The sequence below is a fragment of the Streptomyces sp. NPDC055254 genome (assembly GCF_053606025.1).
In genome coordinates, this window is record NZ_JBSGQV010000070.1 from 1 (window position 1) to 14,470 (window position 14,470).

A 14,470-nucleotide genomic window follows, 5' to 3' on the forward strand; every position below is an offset into this window, starting at 1 on the left:
GATCGACGCCTCGCACGTCAGAGCTCTCAAAGGGGGGCTCACACCGGACCTTCGCCAGTCGACCGCGCCCGCCCGGGGAGCAAGCACCACCTCATCGTCGACCGACACGGAACCCCACTCGTCGTCTCCCTGACCAGCGGAAACCGTCACGACGTCACCCAGCTGATGCCTCTGCTCGACGCGATGCCCCGCATCCGCGGGCTTCGCGGACGGCCACGTCACCGGCCCCGCCGACTCTTCGCAGACCGCGGCTACGACTTCGACAAGTACCGGCGCCTGATCCGCGCCCGCGGGATCACGCCCAAGATCGCCCGCCGGGGCACACTCCATGGCTCCGGCCTGGGCAAGACCCGCTGGGTCGTCGAGCGGACCTTCGCCTGGCTCCACCAGTTCAAACGTCTTCGAATCCGCTACGAGATACGCGCCGACCTCCACCTCAGTCTCCTCCAACTCGCCTGCAGCATCATCTGCTTACGACGACTCCGAATCTCATTCCGAAACGATCAGTTAGGCACACCTTCGCCGTGCATCTGCTGTCCGCGTTGATCCAGGAACAGATCGGCTCGGTGGAGAAGGGCGAGATGAGCGACGGCGTGTACCGACGCATCATCGGCGACCCACTCGATCACCTTCGCCGTCTGTTGGGGCATTCCTCGATCACCACGACGTACATCTACCTCGGCTGTACCGACCAGGCCCAGGCTCTGGTCGACGGCGCAGTGGATGCCTGGACGTCCGAGGTCGTGGATACGGCACATCACGTGTCGCATGAGACCGACAACTCCTCTGCTCAGGCACCGGGAGCGAACCCGTGGTAGGCCGGGGGCGGCGTAAGGCCCGATTGAACGCACCCTCACCCCAGGTCGTCGACCCGGCTCCGGCCACGCTCGGACTTCTGAGGTTCGAGGTCACTTTCCCCGACAACCGGACGGCCGTCGTGGACTGGACCCGGGAGCCGCAGCAGCGGCTGCTGGGGGCTCTGGGAGCCGAGTTGGCGGCTTCGTGCGACGTGGGGCAGGGAACTGGTTCACCACATACGCTCCGCAATCGCGCGCGCTCGTGCCTGCTGTGGGTGCGGTGGCTCGACTCCACGGAAGCGATGAACATCCGCGTCAGTGACCTCCTTCCGCACCACCTCGACGGATTCGAGAGCCACCTCCGGGAGGGCCATCCAGTATTCTCCCGGACTCCCTACGCGCGTATCGCTGACGTCGTGTGGATCTTGCGCCGACTCGGCGAGAAGGACCAGGGACTATCCCCCTCGATGCTCCGGAGGCTCTCCTACACATCCACTGGCCCGGTCGGCTCCTATACCCCTCGCGACGCCTACTCGCCGCACCTCGTCGAGCAGCTACGCACTGCCGCACGTTCCGATGTCGATAACGCGGTCCGACGCCTGACGCTGGACGGGCCGGCGCTCCTGGCACGGGGGCAGGACCCGCGGATCGCAGGCTGGGACTCCGACCCGAATGTGTTGTGGGAAATCTCCCGGACCCACGGGACCTTCACACGGACACAGTTGGCCGATCTTGTCGGCACGGCACTGGCTAATGCGCACACTCCCGGCCGTCTTGCACCCTTGGTGTACCCGACCAGCCGCGACGTGTTCGCTCTGCTCCTGCTGTTCTGTCTCGAAAGCGGCATGGAGGTGGAAGCGGCCAGAGAGCTGACCGCCGACTGCTTGAAGAATCCCAACCGGGGCTATGTGCAGGTCGAATACCTCAAGCGACGGCGGCACGGCCAGGGATGGAACACGATCAGGGTCCGGGACGGTTCATCCAACTCACCCGGCGGGCTGCTTCGGCTGGCCTTGCGGCTCACAGCGCCTGTCAGAGATGCCACCGGCTCGCCGGCGCTTTGGCAGTTCAGAACGAAGGATGGGATCCTGTCCGCCGGACTCAGCGCTGGAGCTGTGTCGAGTGCGGCTCGGAGCTTCGTCTCGGCACACCGGCTCACGGATGCCGGGAAACCCTTCGACCTGCGCCTGTCGCGACTTCGGAAGACACACAAGGCCGCTGTCTACAAGGTGACCGGCGGCAGGATGTCGGCGTTCGTGCAGGGCCATTCGCCGGACGTCGCCGCGGCGCACTACGCAGACATCCCCTCACTGCGCGCTCTCCACGAACAGGCCGTGGCAGACGGCCTGCAGGATGCACTCGCTGACGCCCAAACTCCCGCGATCCTGACGCCGGAAAAGGAAGAGCGCCTCACTCAACAACCGACGGATGCAGTTGAGTTGCTTGGGATCCCGGCCGAGCAACTACCGCCACTCCTATCCGGCGAATCCGACCTATGGTTGTCGTCCTGCCGCAGCTTCTTCGACTCGCCTTTCGGAGTCAAAGGCAAGCCCTGCCCCGTCTCCTTCTTCGCCTGCTTGGGGTGTAGTAATGCCGTTATCACCCGAAGGAAACTCCCAGCAATCCTGGCCTTCCTCAACCACATCCAGACTGAACGGGCCAAGACGCCCGCAGCGGAGTGGGAAGCGCGGTTCGGCAACGCTCACCAGCAGATTCTGCAATTGATCATCCCGAGGTTCAGCCAGCGTGACGTGCTGGACGCCAGGGCAATCGCCGAGTCTTCCGAACGCCTGCTCTTTCTTCCCCACAACCTGTTGGGAGGCCACTGATGCCCGCACAGCCCCTTCCACACAGTGTCGCCGGCAGCCGTCCTTCCGACGCGACAGCCGTACTGTCCGGACGCCCCCTCACCGCTGATCCATCCCTCATGCCGCGATGTGAACGATCACGATTTTCCCCGGGCTCGTGATCAAGTAATTCCCCAGGTCCTCGCGGGGGTCTTGTCCATCTGATCGACGGTCAGTCCGTCTTCTTGGCGCCGGCGGCTCGGGGGCGCTTGTTGGGTCGGTAGCTCGGGCCGTTCATGATCACCTGGTGGCTGGTATTGATGAGTCGGTCGAGCAGGGACTCTGCGACGACGGGGTTCGGGAAGAGCGGATACCAGTCGCTCGGCGCCCTGTTGCTGGTCAGGATCAGCGACCGTCCTTGCCGCTCCGAGACGAGCTCGTAGAGGTCGTCTGCCTGCGTCGCGGTGAGCTGGCGCATCGCGAAGTCGTCGAGGATGAGCACGTCGGGTCGGATGAACTCGCGCAGGCGCTTGTCCCAGGTACGGTCCGCGTGGCCGCCGGCCAGATCCGCCAGGACGCGGCTGGTCTTGGCGAAGCGGACGTTCGCGCCCTGGCGGATGGCGAGGTGGCCGAGTGCCTGGGCGACGTGCGTCTTCCCCACGCCGACGGGCCCGAACAAAATGACGGACTCTCCGGTGTGGAGCCAGCGCAGGGCTGCGAGGTCACGGATCTGGGCCGCGGGCAGCTTCGGTGAGGCCGCGAAGTCGAACTCCTCAAGCGTAACGGTCTGCTCGAACTTCGCGCGGTGCAGGCGCCGTTGGAATGCGGCGGTCTCACGGCGAGTGATCTCGTCCTGGCAGAGCGTCTGCAGGAACTCTAGGTGCCCGAGCTCACCGCCGTGGGCCTGGGCGAGGCGGGCGTCGAGGGTTTCGAGCATGCCCGAGAGTTTCAGCGCCCGCAGCGCGTCGCGCAGGGCGGTGTCCATGATGCTCATTTCAGGCCAGCTCTCCTGTATCGCAGTGACCATGGTCGTCGCGGTCGTCGTTCGTCGTGCCGGGGGTCATGTCGGCGGCGAAGAGCCTGGTTGGCCCGTGCAGGAAGGCCGTGGCCCCGCCGTCGCCGGTGGACTCGGGCTGCGGTTCGGTCTCGGTGCCGGCGATCAGGATGCCCTTGACGGTCCGGTAGGAGGGATCGCCGACGGCGATCGCTTTTGCGCAAGCTGCATCGAGCCGTTCGTCCCCGTACCTCTTCTTCAAACCGAGCACTCCCTGGGCGGCGCGAAGCCGATAGAGCGCGTTGACCTCCAACAGATCGGCGATCAAATCACTGCAGGCCGGGCCGACGCGGGCGGCTTGCTTGCGGCACCAGACGGGCGTGCGCATATGGAAAGCGATCTTCTCGGGCGGGTAGTCGTTCTTGTCGGTGCGCTTGCCCTGCTCGAGGGCAGCGTGGGTCTTGACGAGCTGGCCGTCGTCGAAGACCTGCACCATCGTGGCGGTGGAGCGGACGTGGACCTTCTTGCCGATCAGCTTCCAGGGCACCGAGTAGAGGGTGCGGCCGACCTTGACGTGGATGTCCGGGCCGACGGTCGCCGTCGATCAGCGGGCCAGCACGAACGCGCTCGGCGGCAGTGGCTGCAGGGCGGGTGCCTCGACAGCCTCGAACACCGACAGGGGCGCGGCTCCGCCCAGTGGGCGGCACTGCCGCTGCCCCGCGACTTCTCGGCACCACTCGATCGCGGCGGTCTGCATATGCTCAACGGAGACAAATTCCCGACCCCGCCACCACGAATCACGTATATAGGGCATAGGTCGCTCCACCCTCGGCTTGTCCTTGGGCCTCAGTGCCCTGGCTGGATCCACCAACGTGCCGTAATACGCGGCAAGTTCGGCATAGGATCGGTTGATCTTCGGGTCGTATAGGTCCGGCTTTTCGACCCCGGTCTTCAAGTTGTCCGGCACCAGCCGCAGCGGCGTGCCGCCGAAGAACTGAAACGCTTCGACGTGTGCCTCGCTCCAGGCGTGCTGGTCCAGGTGCAGCACCGGGCGCACGAACATGTGCCTCGAGGCGGCCATGACCATCACGAACGCCCAGATCCGGTGCCGCTTTCCTGACCGGGGGTTGATCCATTGCCCCAGGAAGCCGTAGTCGATCTGGGCCTCCGAACCCGGCGCGACCTCATCGCGCAGCACGGTCACCTCGGACCGCCGCGATTCCTCGGGCAGCGTCGCCTTGATCCAGCGGCGCAGCGAGGCAACCGACGCGTTCAAGCCGTTTTCGTCGCGCAGGCGTTGATGGATTGTGGAGACGGTCACCGTGCCGAGCAGGCCCTTGATGTAGTCGCGATGCTTGTCGATCTCGGGCCAGGTGATCTGCCGCAGACGTTTGTCCGCGAGCTGCGGGAACCAGCCCTTGATCAGCTCGGCCCAGTCCTTCTCCGTCATGGGCGGCCCGCCCGGGGTGATCCCGGCGGCGACTGCTGGCGCCAGGTACTTCGTGACCGTCTTACGATCTACCCCCAGTGATGCGGCCAGCTCACTCTTGGAGCGGCCGGCGTACCAGTGAACGTAGATCTCGGCGATGTCCACCACGTGGAACGTCCTCCTTGCCATCTCGGCTCGTTTACCAGACCTCGTGTTCCCGTTTCCTGATGCGGGGCGTGGGAGGCGTTGAGAGGGGTTCAGCGGAGCAGGGGGAGTTTCCCGACGAGTTTGTCGATGCGGTTGCGCGGGCCGAGGAGGCTGACTGCGCAGTAGGTGAGGTCAGCGGCCTTGGTGCCGGAGATTTGCTCCACGTACTGGTCATAGACCCTTACCTGTTGTGCGTTCTCGGGCATATCGACGATGCGGACGTCGCCCTTCTCGGCTGCCTTGTTGCGCAGGATGCTCAGCGTCGCTGTGTCGGCGGCCAGGATGGAGCATCCGGCCCAGGGCAGCCCGGGGTGGACGAATCCGTCGGCGTCCTCGGCGTCCGCCCCCAATAGCGCGGGATGGTGCCGGCCGATGCTGGCCGCGATGCAGGCAGCGGCGTTGGCCTGCCGTCCGGCGGGCAGGGCGTCGTCGATGACGATCACCCACTTGAGCTTCGCCTGCCGGGTGGACAGGTCGCTGCGGACGTCGTCGGTGGTCGGTTCGGGTGCGGGCATGGCTGCTACTCGGGGGTGTTGGGTGTGAGGGTGACGGGTACGGCGGCCGGTTGTGGCGCACCTGGTGGGGCGAAGGACGGCTCGGTCTGCGGCGCGCAGGGCCGGGCGCGGGGCGCGGGCAGGCACGCCGCGGCGAGTCCGCCGAGCATGAGGAGGCTGCCGAGGACGGCCGTGGCAGTGAGGTGCTCGTGCAGGACGAAGACGCCGAGCACGGATGCCGCGAGAGGTTCGGCCAGGCACAGGGTGCCCACCACCGGCGCGCTGGTGGAAGTGATGCCGACGGAGAACAGCCAGTACGGCAGGGCGGTGGCGGCCAGCCCCAGCCAGGCGATGAGGCCCAGTGCAGCGGGTTGTCCCAGCGCGTGAGTATCGGTGACCACCCACGGCACGAGCGGTATGGCGCCGAGCAGCAGCGCGAGGGCAGACACGGTGGGCAGGTGAACGTTCGGGTGGTCGGTGGCCAGGGACTTGGCGAACACCGTGTACAGGCCGAAGCAGATGCCTGAGGCCACAGCGGCCAGCAGGCCCAAGGCGTCGGCGCCACTCCCGGTCGGCGCCATCAGCAGCACGCAGCCGGTCATGGCGGCGGCAGTGGAGACCAGCCACGGTCGAGTGAGCCGTTCACCGCCCACGCCGCGGGCGATCAGCCCGGTGGCGACGGGAGCGATCCCCAGAGCGACGGTGGTGGCCAATGCCGCGCCGGTGCGGGCGGCAGAGCAGAGGAAGGCTGCCTGGTAGACGCCCGTTGCGGCGGCGCAGATCAACAGCGGCCGGGCCAGCCCTCTGCGCATCGCAGGGAGAAGCTCCTTCAGGTGGCGGCGGGCGAGCACGCCCAGCACCGCGCCGCCGACGAGCAACCGCCAGCCGCCGAGCGCGGCGGGCCCCAGAGGGGTGCCGGCCAGGGCCTGCGCGGGGCCGACGGTGCCCCACAGGAGCATGGCCCCCAGGACCAGTCCGGCACCGCCGGAGAATCCGTGCTTTTGTTGCCTCATGACGCCATAGGCTAGGCATTGATGCGACTGAGTGTGGCCCTCAGCGCATGTTGTGCGCCATGGAGGTAAAATTATGGAACTTGATGCGATAGACAGGGCTCTTTTGCGGGAGCTGCAGAACGATGCACGGCAGACGAACCGGGACCTGGCCGCGAAGACCGGCGTCTCACCGTCGACGTCGCTGGAACGGGTCCGGCTGCTGCGCGAGCGGGGGCTGATTACCGGTTATCACGCCACACTCGACCTGGAGGCGGTCGGTCGGCCGGTGCAGGCGCTGATCTCGGTACGGATCCGGCCCCCCGCCCGGCCTGTCATCGAAGGATTCCGGGAATGGGCGCAGCAGCTGCCAGAAGTGATCGGCCTGTTCGTCACGTCCGGTGCCTACGACTTCTTGCTGCACATCGCGGTGCCGGACGTGAACGGCGTGTACGCCTTCGTCATCGACCGGCTCACCGAACGGCGGGAGGTGGCCGACGTGCAGACAACCATGGCCTACGAACACGTCCAGCCACGCATCATCGAACCAGCCATCCCCACCGAACCCGTCCGGCACCCACGCCGGCACCGATAACCGCGTCAGCCAGAGCCTCGACCAACCGGCTCCACCAATCCCGCTACACGCCGTCGGTGGGGATCCCCTGGCGCACCTGCGCCCGGTGGGGGGTGTGCGAGGATCGCCCGCGCCATGTTCGTCGCCCGCACTGTTGCGTCGGCATCAGCCGTCACGACGGCCGGGACCGCGAACCAGCATCGTGATCCCTATGGGGAATTCCGTGATTCGGCAGGGAATTGCGTGACGCCACACCGACACCTGATGGGGAATATCAAGATCTCCCACACTCGACCAATTCCCAGCGGGCATCCGACAGATCGCTCGGGTATCGACGGCGTTCAGGCATGATTCCGAGCTACCCACCTACGGCCTGGCGGGTCCGGGCGCAGATACCGGCGCCCGAAGCACACGGCGCACAACCCGGCGTCTTGGGATGAAACAGGAGCAGCTAGGCCAACACGGCGGCGGAATCCCGACTTACGCATCACCGCTCACGCCAGCCTCAACAGCCCCAGAGCAAGCGAAGCCCAGACCAGCAGATAACCACACAGATATGGGCTAAACGCCCTCTAAAGTGAGTGTTTGAGATCTCTGGTCGGATAATCTGCTCAGCTGGAGAGGGTGGTCTGTAACCTTCTGCCGGATTCGTAGGGTGGTGGGGGCGCGTGCTCGCTTTTGTTTTCAGCATCACGATCAACCATTCCCATGCCAGCTTTACTGAGAAACCGAGTGAATGAGATGACATCGATCGCAGTGACTGGGCATGCGAACATCACGGAGGCGAGCAAGCCCCTGATCAGAGTAGCCCTGGTTTCGAGGCTCGCCCGATATCCGGCCTCCGAGCTGGTTGGTATATCTTGCCTGGCCGCAGGTGCGGACAGGGTCTTCGCGGATGCCGTTCTGGCCGCGGGAGGACGGTTGATCGCGGTGATCCCCTCGTGGGACTACCGAGAACGCATGGTGGATCCGAGTCATGTTGATGAGTTCGATCGCCTGTGCCAGGCAGCCAGTGAAATCAAGGTGATGCCATATCGGCGGACTGCGCGTGATGCCTATGTTGCCGCCAACCGTGTGCTCCTGGGCCGTGCCGAGCGGCTGATGGCCGTCTGGGACGGAATCAAGGGTGGGCGCGGCGGGACGGCAGATGTCGTAGCCACAGCCCAGGCATACGGGCTTCCTGTGGACATCGTCTGGCCGGCCGGTGCCGCGCGAGAGACGAGGAAAGCATCCCCCTGTGGAGGACGCGCTGAAGGTCAGCCGTCCTGAGGCCGCGGTTTCTTCGACCAGTCGGCGCGGGGTCCCTTGCGGGTGAGCGGCGGGTCATGAGGGTTATGAGTGCCCAGGTCAGGTGTGCTTCGGAGTGTTGTGGGAGGCGTTCGTAGTCGCGGACGTTGCGCCGGGCTTTCATGATCCAGCCCAGGGTGCGTTCGACTTTCCAGCGGCGGGGTAGGGCGACGAAGCCTTTCGCTCCGCGGGGATGGGAGACGGTTCTGAGGGTCATGTTCAGGAAGTCGTCGGACCAGGTGGTGAGCTGGCCGGCGTAGGCGGAGTCGGCCCAGACCTGGGTGATCTGGGGCTGCATGAGGCGCAGGCGCCACAGGAGTTCGCGGGCGGCGTCGCGGTCGGTGGTGTCGGCGGGTGTCACCGTGATCATCACGGGCAGGCCGAGGGTGTCGACCGCGATATGTCTCTTGCGTCCGTTGATCCTTTTCCCGGCGTCGAAGCCGTGGGTGGCTTTGGAGACGGTCTCGGCTCCCTTGACGGACTGGGAGTCGACGATCAGGGTGACTGGCCAGGGGCATCGACCCTGGCCAGTACGCATTCGCTTTCGCAACTGATCGCGTAGGAAGGCGACGACTCCGGCCCGGTGCCAGCGGGCGAAGTGGTAGTAGACGGTCTGCCAGGGCGGGTAGTCGGCGGGCAGGGCCCGCCACTTCACCCCATTGTCGACGAGGTAGCGGATGGCGTCGACGATCTCGCGGCGGTGCCATTTCTCCGGTCGGCCGCCGCTCCTGGTCCGGCAGGCCGAGAGGGGCAGCAGGGGTTCGAGCAGCGCCCATTCCGCGACCGTGGTGTCGGACGGATAGCGGCGCCGACGGGATATCAGAGGCATCGGCAGGTCTCGGATTCGGTTCGGGTTCGGCCATTTTCTGCTCGTCCCCGTACATGTTTACGTGCAGGCAGCGGCCAGGACCGATTCGGCGGCTGCGGTACGAGCGTAGAACACCGAGCGGCCCACCCGGTGAGCGCTGATGAGCCCCGCATCGCGAAGCGCTGTCAAGTTCTGGGAGACCCGAGAGGGGATGAGTCCGGTACGGTGCGCCAGTTCGGTCGTGGAGGCAGGGCTATCCAGCTCTGTCAGCAGCAAGGTGCGTGTGCGGCCGAGTACAGCTGCGAGGGCATCGGTGCGAGTGACCGGCCGCGGCTCCCACAAGGACCCCATGCCCCGGGCGGGATAAGCCAGTTGCGGAGGATCGGGGGGTGACACCCGGACAAACGGAACCGGGATGGTGAAGACGGAGGGAATCAGCAGGAGGCCCTGCCCGGCCGTGCTCCGCTTGAGTGCTGTCGGCCGTCGGAGCAGCAGCAGTGTGTCGCCGTCCCACCTCACTGATCCATGAAGGTCGTTGAGGAGGTGGTCGGCGCCACGCTCGGCCACCTGCCTGGCTCGCTGGGAGACATCGGCATCGAGGAGGGAGCGGATCCGCGCCCAGTAGGGAGCGAGCGCCACGTCCCAGTAGTGCTCAATTTCAGCCGTGACCTTTTTAAGTAGGTCCTCGGGCTCTGAGTACAGGGCAAGCGAGCGCGGGCCGAGACCGCCCTGTTCATGCCTGAGCCGGTCCAGGTCCTGACGTACCCGGTCGACGCGGGTTGCCTGGATCCTCTCCAGCTCCGCAGCCAGTGTGACGGTCGCACCCTGAGGGGTGGGGTTGAGGAAGTCCGGCACGTAGCCCGACGGCGGGATCAACTCCGCGAGCCATCCCCGGTCAAGCCCGACAGCAGCCAAACGGGGGCGTACCTGGTCAGCCCAGCTCCGGTGGACCGAATGGCTGGAGCCTGACCGCAGAAGCCGGAAACTGGGGCCGACTTCCCACATCGGCGAGACTGCGAAGCGCATCTGCGCGAGATCACGCACCGAAAAGACCAAGCCCGCCATCATGCCTCCGAGGATTCACGTATACCTGAATCAATTGCGGTCACCCTATCCCGTGCGCATGATTCCGGCATGACCTCTACGACGATCACCGCAGCGGCTGCTGGGACCTGGAAGCTGGGGGACCTGACGGTCAACCGGATCGGCTTCGGTGCGATGCGCCTCCCACAGACCGGCGAGGCGCTCATCCCCGATGCAGTTCCACGCCGCCGAGACCAAGCGATAGGCGTCCTGCGCCGCGCCGTCGAGCTCGGGGTGAACCACATCGACACCGCGGCGTTCTACTTCTCGTCCGTGCGCAGCGCCAACGAGCTCATCAACAGGGCACTCGCGCCCTACCCTGCCGACCTCGTCATCACCACCAAAGTCGGCCCCGGGCGGGATCAGTCGGGCGAGTGGCTACCTCACGCTACGCCCCAACAGCTGCGGGGACAGGTGGAGGAGAACCTGCGCCAATTGGGCCGGGACCACCTCGACGTCGTCAATCTGCGTGTCGTGGGGACCGATTCGATCGCCGAGCGCTTCGGAGCACTCGCCGAATTGCGCCAGTCGGGGCTTGTCCGTCACTTGGGTATCTCCAACGTCACACCTGCACATCTCGCCGAAGCTCAGTCAATCGCACCTGTGGTGTGTGTGCAGAACGCCTACGGACTGGGGATGCGGTCCGACCAGGACGGGTTCGTCCGGACCTGTGGCGAGCGCGGAGTCGCCTTCGTTCCTTTCTATGCCATCGCTTCCCATGGTGGCCAATCGGGGGCGAGCGGCAGCGATGCCCCGGAGATCCTGGAAATCGCCAGGGCGCATGACGCCAGCCCCGCCCAGATTCGCATCGCCTGGATCCTGCACCGTGGTCGACATGTGCTGGCGATACCTGGCACGGGAAACTGTGACCACCTAGCGGCCAACGTGGCAGCCGGTGGTCTCACCCTCTCCGAAGACGAGTTGGATGCCCTGGAGAGTGTGCACCGCCACCGAGGCTCCGAGTAGAGAATCAGCGATGGAAGCTCCGCGTTCACGCATCTGCGAGAGCTGAGAGACCTCAGGGAATTGGCGGATTGCTGGTGACGTTTCCCAGCCGATCTGAGTCGAGCACCGCTGCGGTGGTCAGGAGACTATCCTTCTTGCGCCCCGCCGTGAGGGGTTCCTCCTGGCAGATAAGTGCGAGGGGTACGCTTCATTGCCCACTGTGCTGGCCGCCGAGGGTGTTGATTACCGCAGTGGGAAGAACACGTTGGCCGGAAACTTCATCCCGCCGACGTCCCAGGATCAGGGGGAGGGCGACGGGGATGAGTCGTAACAGCTTGTTGCGGCGTTGGCCGTTGGTGGGGCGCGAGGCCGAGCTGGAGGAGTTCGACGAGGTCCTGCACGACCCCCGCAGGGCCGGATTCCTGGTCTTCGGGTCTGCGGGGGTGGGCAAGTCCAGGCTGGCCGAGGCGTGTCTGGAGCGGGCGGTCGGGGTTGGTCACCGGGTTGGCAGGGCGGTTGCCACTGCGGCCACTGCGTCGGTTCCGCTGGGGGCCATGGCTCATCTGTTGCCCGACGGTGTGGACCTGTCCGACCCGGTCTCGGGGTTCGCCAGCGTGGCCAGGCAGCTGTCGCGGCCGGCTGCGGCGCGGTCCCGCATGGTGATCCTGGTCGATGACGTCCACCTGCTGGATGCGACCTCGGCGATGCTGCTGCGGCAGTTGATGGACGCCGGGGTGGTCTTCCTGCTCGGAACGGTGCGCTCGGGGGACGGCGAGGAGGCGGTGGCCGCGCTCGGGCACGCGGACGCGGTGCACCAGGTTGACCTGGCCGCATTCGGACCACGGCAGGTCGAGAACCTGTTGGAACAGGTCCTGGAGGGGCCCGTCGGAAAGTGCGCGGTCAACCAGCTGCTGACAACCAGTGGCGGCAACCCCCTCTACCTGCGCGAGCTGGTGGTGGGGGCTGTAGCCGCCGGAGCGCTGACCTACGACGGCGAGATCTGGGAGATAACTGCGGACCGGCTACCGAGCACGCGGCGCCTCAGCGATCTGATCCGCTCTCGGCTCTCCGTCGCCCCGCCGGCCGGCCGGCAGGTGCTGGATGTCCTGTCGCTGTGCGAGCCGCTGTCCCTGACCCGTCTGGAAATGGACGCCGAGCCCTGGGTGCTCGACCAGTTGGAGCAGTCGGGGCTGATCATCGTCGTCCAGGAGGAGCGACGCACCGTGGTCCGGCTGGCTCACCCCCTTTACGGTGAGGTGCTGCGCGCCGACATGACCGCACAGCGCCGCAGAACCACCTTGTTGCGGCAGGTCCATCTGTTGAAGGAGAGCGGGGCCCGTCGTCGGGAGGACGCGATCCACCTCGCAACGTACACGCTCGCGGCCACCGGCACGGCCAACCCCGAGCTACTCGTCCGCGCGGCAGTCCTTGCCACGCACGCCCGCGAGTACCCCCGCACCCTGAGCCTCCTGCGGGCGATCCCGCAGGAGCACCGCAGTTTCCAGATCCAGCTGCTGCTGGGGAAGACGCTGTACGAGGCCGGTGACTTCCTGCAGGCCGAGGACGTGCTGTCCGGCACCGATGCCCTGGCCACAGACGAACAGGATGTTCTGACCGTGGTGCTGGTGCGGACGCAGAACCTGATCTGGGGGCTAGGGGCACCCTACGAGAAGGTTCTCGACGTCATCGAGGCTGCCCGCTGCCGGGTGAGCAGCCCCTTCAGCCTCCGCGCCCTGGCGGTCAACGAAGCCGCCGGCGCCTTCGCCGTAGGAGAGTTCCGGCACAGCCTCGCCCTATGCACGGGCCTCGAGCCGGACGCCGCGCAGGCACCCGACGCGCAGATGTGGACCATGGCCGCCATCTCCAGATCGGCGGCGCTCGCCTTCCTGGGCCAGGCAGAGGAAGCAGAGGACTGGGCCCGACGGGCCATCGCCTTCAGTCCTGCCACCGCCGACCAGCCATCCGTCGCCGCCACGCACGAAGCAGCGAACCAGTCCATCCTCGCCCTGGCCTTGACGGAGAGCGGGCGTCTGGCCGAGGCCCGTGCGGTGGGTGAGAAAGTATTCGCGAGCCTTACCGACGCGAGCGTGAACACCCAACGCCGACTGGTGGCCCTCCATCTGGGCCGTGGCGCATGGCTCGCCGGACACCCGCTACGGGCCCGCCGCTGGTACGCGGAGGTCGCCCGGGCCTCACGCCCCCACACCGCTGTCGTCCTGCCGATGGCGCTAGCGGGTCTGGCGGCCGCCGCCGCCGTGCAGGGCGATCTCGAAGCAGCCGAAGCGGCCCTGGCCGAACGCAGCCGGCTCCCCTGCTCGGACAACTGTCCCGAAGAGAAGCTGGGTGAGGCGTGGCTGCACGTCGCGCGCGGTGAGCTTACCCGCGCCCGAACAGTCTTGGCAGCGGCCGCCCAGGTGGCATTCGAGCGCGGGCAGACCGCGTTCGAAGCGGTTCTGCTCACCGATCTCGTCCGGCTGGGAGGAGCCCGGGAGGCCGCCGGGCGGCTGGCGGAGATCGCGGTCGAGTGCACCGGACGCTTCCACCAGGCGCGCGCAGACTTGGCTTCGGCATGGGCCACAAACGACCCCGACGGACTGCTCGCCGCCACGGACACGATGGAGACCATAGGAGCGGACCTGCTGGCGGCCGAGGCAGCAAGCACTGCCGCCGCGCTCCTGAGGGAGGCCGGGCAGACCCGCCGGGCCAACGCCGCCACCGTCCGCGCCAAGGCCCTCGCGGACCGCTGCAAGGGAGCCAGAACCCCCGCTCTCATGGCCCGCGAGGACGTCGTACGGCTCACCGTGCGAGAACACGAGATCGCGCTGCTCGCCGCCCGGGGCATGCTCAGCAAGGACATCGCCACCGAACTAGTCATCTCCGTCCGCACCGTCGACAACCACCTGCAACGCATCTACGCCAAACTCGGCCTCACCACCCGCCGGGGGTTGGCCGACCGACTCCTCCCATGAACCATTTCCTTTACTGATCGTTTCAGAATGAGATTCGTTGAGGGGCTTGGCAGTTGGGTGTGCTGTCGGCAGGATCTGGGGTGTGTCTGCTGATCTCGTGCCTGATG

10 protein-coding genes and 2 pseudogenes are annotated in these 14,470 nt (G+C 66.5%); 6 read left to right on the forward strand and 6 right to left on the reverse strand.

Annotated elements, in window-relative coordinates; genetic code table 11:
- The 3 genes and pseudogenes from ACWFQ8_RS32770 to ACWFQ8_RS32780 all read left to right on the forward strand — a co-directional run.
- A pseudogene (locus ACWFQ8_RS32770) lies at nucleotides 1-546 on the forward strand (IS5 family transposase); the annotation flags it as partial.
- The gene (locus tag ACWFQ8_RS32775) at nucleotides 525-818 is read left to right on the forward strand and encodes a hypothetical protein (RefSeq protein WP_453789923.1); all 294 of its coding nucleotides are present in this window, start codon (nucleotides 525-527) and stop codon (nucleotides 816-818) included. The pseudogene ACWFQ8_RS32770 and the gene ACWFQ8_RS32775, both read left to right, overlap by 22 nt.
- Before the next feature lie 119 nt (nucleotides 819-937).
- Nucleotides 938-2,626 (forward strand): hypothetical protein, encoded by a 1,689-nt coding sequence (locus tag ACWFQ8_RS32780; RefSeq protein WP_453789924.1) that lies wholly within the window; start codon nucleotides 938-940, stop codon nucleotides 2,624-2,626.
- 190 nt (nucleotides 2,627-2,816) lie between these two features.
- Here the strand turns inward: ACWFQ8_RS32780 and istB are convergent, their stop codons facing one another.
- The 4 genes and pseudogenes from istB to ACWFQ8_RS32800 form a co-directional block, all read right to left on the reverse strand.
- Nucleotides 2,817-3,578, reverse strand: coding sequence for an IS21-like element helper ATPase IstB (istB, locus tag ACWFQ8_RS32785; protein WP_453789925.1), 762 nt, complete (start codon nucleotides 3,576-3,578; stop codon nucleotides 2,817-2,819).
- A 1-nt stretch (nucleotide 3,579) separates the two neighbouring features.
- Nucleotides 3,580-5,175, reverse strand: a pseudogene (gene istA, locus ACWFQ8_RS32790) (IS21 family transposase).
- 89 nt (nucleotides 5,176-5,264) lie between these two features.
- Nucleotides 5,265-5,729 (reverse strand): DUF2000 domain-containing protein, encoded by a 465-nt coding sequence (locus ACWFQ8_RS32795; RefSeq protein WP_453789926.1) that lies wholly within the window; start codon nucleotides 5,727-5,729, stop codon nucleotides 5,265-5,267.
- Nucleotides 5,730-5,734: 5 nt separating this feature from the next.
- Nucleotides 5,735-6,721, reverse strand: a complete 987-nt coding sequence (locus ACWFQ8_RS32800; protein ID WP_453789927.1) for a DMT family transporter — start codon at nucleotides 6,719-6,721, stop codon at nucleotides 5,735-5,737.
- Nucleotides 6,722-6,794: 73 nt separating this feature from the next.
- Between ACWFQ8_RS32800 and ACWFQ8_RS32805 the strand changes: the two genes are divergently transcribed.
- Nucleotides 6,795-7,292: an Lrp/AsnC family transcriptional regulator gene (locus ACWFQ8_RS32805; RefSeq protein ID WP_453789928.1), complete on the forward strand. Its 498-nt coding sequence runs from the start codon at nucleotides 6,795-6,797 to the stop codon at nucleotides 7,290-7,292.
- Nucleotides 7,293-8,391: 1,099 nt separating this feature from the next.
- Here the strand turns inward: ACWFQ8_RS32805 and ACWFQ8_RS32810 are convergent.
- Both ACWFQ8_RS32810 and ACWFQ8_RS32815 read right to left on the reverse strand, forming a co-directional pair.
- Nucleotides 8,392-9,387 carry an IS5 family transposase gene (locus ACWFQ8_RS32810; RefSeq protein ID WP_453789929.1) on the reverse strand — a complete coding sequence of 332 codons (996 nt, stop codon included), beginning with the start codon at nucleotides 9,385-9,387 and terminating at the stop codon, nucleotides 8,392-8,394.
- Nucleotides 9,388-9,444: 57 nt separating this feature from the next.
- Complete coding sequence (locus tag ACWFQ8_RS32815; RefSeq protein ID WP_453789930.1) at nucleotides 9,445-10,434, reverse strand: ArsR/SmtB family transcription factor; 990 nt, start codon at nucleotides 10,432-10,434, stop codon at nucleotides 9,445-9,447.
- Nucleotides 10,435-10,500: 66 nt separating this feature from the next.
- Between ACWFQ8_RS32815 and ACWFQ8_RS32820 the strand changes: the two genes are divergently transcribed.
- Both ACWFQ8_RS32820 and ACWFQ8_RS32825 read left to right on the forward strand, forming a co-directional pair.
- Nucleotides 10,501-11,415 (forward strand): oxidoreductase, encoded by a 915-nt coding sequence (locus tag ACWFQ8_RS32820; RefSeq protein WP_453789931.1) that lies wholly within the window; start codon nucleotides 10,501-10,503, stop codon nucleotides 11,413-11,415.
- A 299-nt stretch (nucleotides 11,416-11,714) separates the two neighbouring features.
- Complete coding sequence (locus tag ACWFQ8_RS32825; protein ID WP_453789932.1) at nucleotides 11,715-14,363, forward strand: LuxR C-terminal-related transcriptional regulator; 2,649 nt, start codon at nucleotides 11,715-11,717, stop codon at nucleotides 14,361-14,363.
- Nucleotides 14,364-14,470 lie beyond the last annotated feature (107 nt).